The sequence below is a fragment of the Acetivibrio ethanolgignens genome, from assembly GCF_001461035.1.
Taxonomy (GTDB): Bacteria; Bacillota; Clostridia; order Lachnospirales; family Lachnospiraceae; genus Velocimicrobium; species Velocimicrobium ethanolgignens.
In genome coordinates, this window is sequence record NZ_LNAM01000055.1 from 1 (window position 1) to 2,583 (window position 2,583).

Annotated in this window: 2 protein-coding genes; both read right to left on the bottom strand. The window is 44.1% G+C overall.

Annotated elements, in window-relative coordinates:
* Window positions 1-299 precede the first annotated feature (299 nt).
* A complete protein-coding gene (locus tag ASU35_RS03740) occupies window positions 300-1,454 on the bottom strand; it encodes an IS91 family transposase (protein WP_058351722.1) in 1,155 nt (384 codons plus the stop codon).
* A complete protein-coding gene (locus tag ASU35_RS03745) occupies window positions 1,447-2,313 on the bottom strand; it encodes a tyrosine-type recombinase/integrase (RefSeq protein ID WP_058351723.1) in 867 nt (288 codons plus the stop codon). The genes ASU35_RS03740 and ASU35_RS03745 overlap by 8 nt, the downstream gene beginning before the upstream one ends.
* Window positions 2,314-2,583: the final 270 nt, after the last annotated feature.

The window sequence follows — 2,583 nt, forward strand, 5'->3', positions numbered from 1 at the left end:
TATAATTCATAAGTGAAGTATCAGATTCAGAGCAGACAAAAAGAGCAGTTCTGAATGAACATGAACTGCTCTGAATGTGATTCTTCAGAATTGTACCAAGTCGCGTACGTTTAGCCAATAAGTGTATGGGGATAGTATGCTTCCCTTTTAGTGAAAATGCTGAAGCATTGATTGAAAACTAAGCGTACGATGACCTTTTTTAGGATGATTGCATAAACATATCCAATAAAAGGGCATGCTTCGCAGACCTTCTTGCGGAGGTCTTTGAAAAAAAGGTATTTAGTGGCAAAGGCTCTTTATCAAGAAGTGCCATATGTCCTTCCGATATGTTTCATGCTGCAACAGCCGCATTCCGGGCAGATATGGATATCTACGTTCCAAACTTCTTTCAGAAGTTCTGCAATGGATAAGCTGGTGTATTTCGCTTTGAAACGCTGGTGACCCTGGAGTTTATATATCAGCTTCAGGTTTCTGGTCTTATATCGGTTATTCAGAAGTCCATAGTACCGAATCTTCTGGAAACCGGATGGCAGCACATGCATCAGGTAACGCCGGATGAATTCTGTATGTTCCAGAGTGATCTGGCGTTTGGGTTCACCGGGCTTTTTCCCTCTGGCAGAAAAAGTGACCGTATCATCGGAAACAGAAAGGATCCGACTATTGGAAATGGCAATCTTGTGGGTATAACGCCCAAGATATTCAATGGCATTGCCAAATCCGTTAAAGGTTTCCTTGATGTAGGGGCACCAGTCCATTTCATAAAGTCTGTTTTTCCACTCTTTCCAGTGATAGGAATTACGCAGCTTTTCACAGGAAGAAGAGAAGGTAAGCAAGCCGCTTTCATAAAGCGAGGAAAGGTGTGCCATATATTTTCCTTTAAATTTATCCCTGAGCACTTCTGTACGGATAAAAAAGTTTTTGGAAGATTTTCGGATCTTCCCGTCTTTCGTAAGTCCGCCACCGGAAACGATGCAGTGCATGTGCACATGGTAACCCAGCTCCTGATTCCATGTGTGAAGTACCTGGATAATACCGGGTGTTGCCCCGAGCCACTTCTTGTCAGCAGATAATTCCAGAAGTGTTTCGGCGCAGCATCTGTGCAGCAGCCCATAGAGCAGCTTTTGATTGCAGTAAATGAGAGGGTTTAACTGATGGGGAAGCGTAAACACCACATGAAAGTAAGGGGTATCAATGACCTCGGCTCTTCGTTTATCCACCCAGACTTCCTTCAGGACTGCCTGGCAGTTCGGGCAGTTACGGTTGCGGCAGGAGTTATTATGTATTTCTACGTGTCCGCAATCCGTACACTGGCTTAAGTTTACACCAAGCCTGCCGGATTTGCAGTTTAAGATGGCATGTGCAGCTTTGCGCTGTACATCTGTTTGATGATAGCACTGTGCAGAATAGTCATCATAGGATTGCTCAAATATCTGCCGGATTTTGTAACTACTCATGGCAAACACCTGCCATATAGTCAAGGGGACTGACCGCCCGCCGGATGGAATTGCCGGAAAGGTGGACATAGATCGTGGTGGAATGCAGGGATTTATGTCCCATAAGAGCTTTTATAGTAAGCAGATCCGTTCCGTTTTCATACAGATGTGTAGCAAAAGCGTGGCGGAAGGAATGGCAGGTAAGCCTGCGCTCCCATCCCAGCCTGTCCTCGTGGGCATGGATGTGCCTCGAGAGGAAGAAGGTATCAATAGGTCTGTCCTCACCGCACTGCTTCGGGAAGAGATATCCCATAGGACGGTCACATTCAAACCAATACTGTGTCAGAAGGTCAAGGGCCGCTTTTGAAAGGATGGCATACCGATCCTTTCTGCTTTTCGTGTGTGTGATGTGAAGCCGCATATTTTTGCGGTCGACATCTTCATAGCGGAGCCGGCAGACTTCTCCGATGCGAAGACCGGAAGAATACATGAGGGTAACCATGGTTTTAGGCTTAAGATCAGGCATGGAAGAAATAAACTGCCAGGTTTCTTCTTTTGAAGGGACGAAAGGAAGGTATTCATCAAACTTACGCATAGGAAGCTGAGTATCATCCCAAGGTTTATGAAGAACATAAAGAGTGAAGAAACGCAGCTGAGAAATGGCACAGTTGACCGTACGGTCAGAAAGAACTCTGGATTTCTGAAGCCAGCGGATGTAATCACGGAGTTCATCCCACGAAACCTCTTCAGGTGCTTTGTGGAGAATGTTTGTAAGGTAATCCAGATAAGCACGGATGTAAGTGCAGTAACTATTAAGGGTATGGTCGGTGAGACCGCGAAGGGAAATCATTTCCCTGAAAGAACCTAAATATTTGTCCATTGTAAAATCTCCTTTGAAATGAAATAAGTTAAAATAAGTAGTACCATTACATTTCAAAAAGAGGTGGTGGACGGATAAAAAAATAAGATATGTAGTTGTTGAGTTTAAAAAACCATGGTAAACTAAACATAGCAGTTCTTGTGAATATGTGATTGTTTGGTGTGGTAACTTAACAATACAACATATATACAAAAACTGCTATGGTTTTATGAAAAAAGTAGTGGTTTCATGTACCTGGGGCTAGCCGTCGCGCCAGCGACTTGGTACAAT

Bases quoted from the DNA above. Each gene is read 5' to 3' on its own strand.
- ASU35_RS03740 (WP_058351722.1), bottom strand. From the start codon at position 1,454: ATGAGTAGTTACAAAATCCGGCAGATATTTGAGCAATCCTATGATGAC.
- ASU35_RS03745 (WP_058351723.1), bottom strand. From the start codon at position 2,313: ATGGACAAATATTTAGGTTCTTTCAGGGAAATGATTTCCCTTCGCGGT.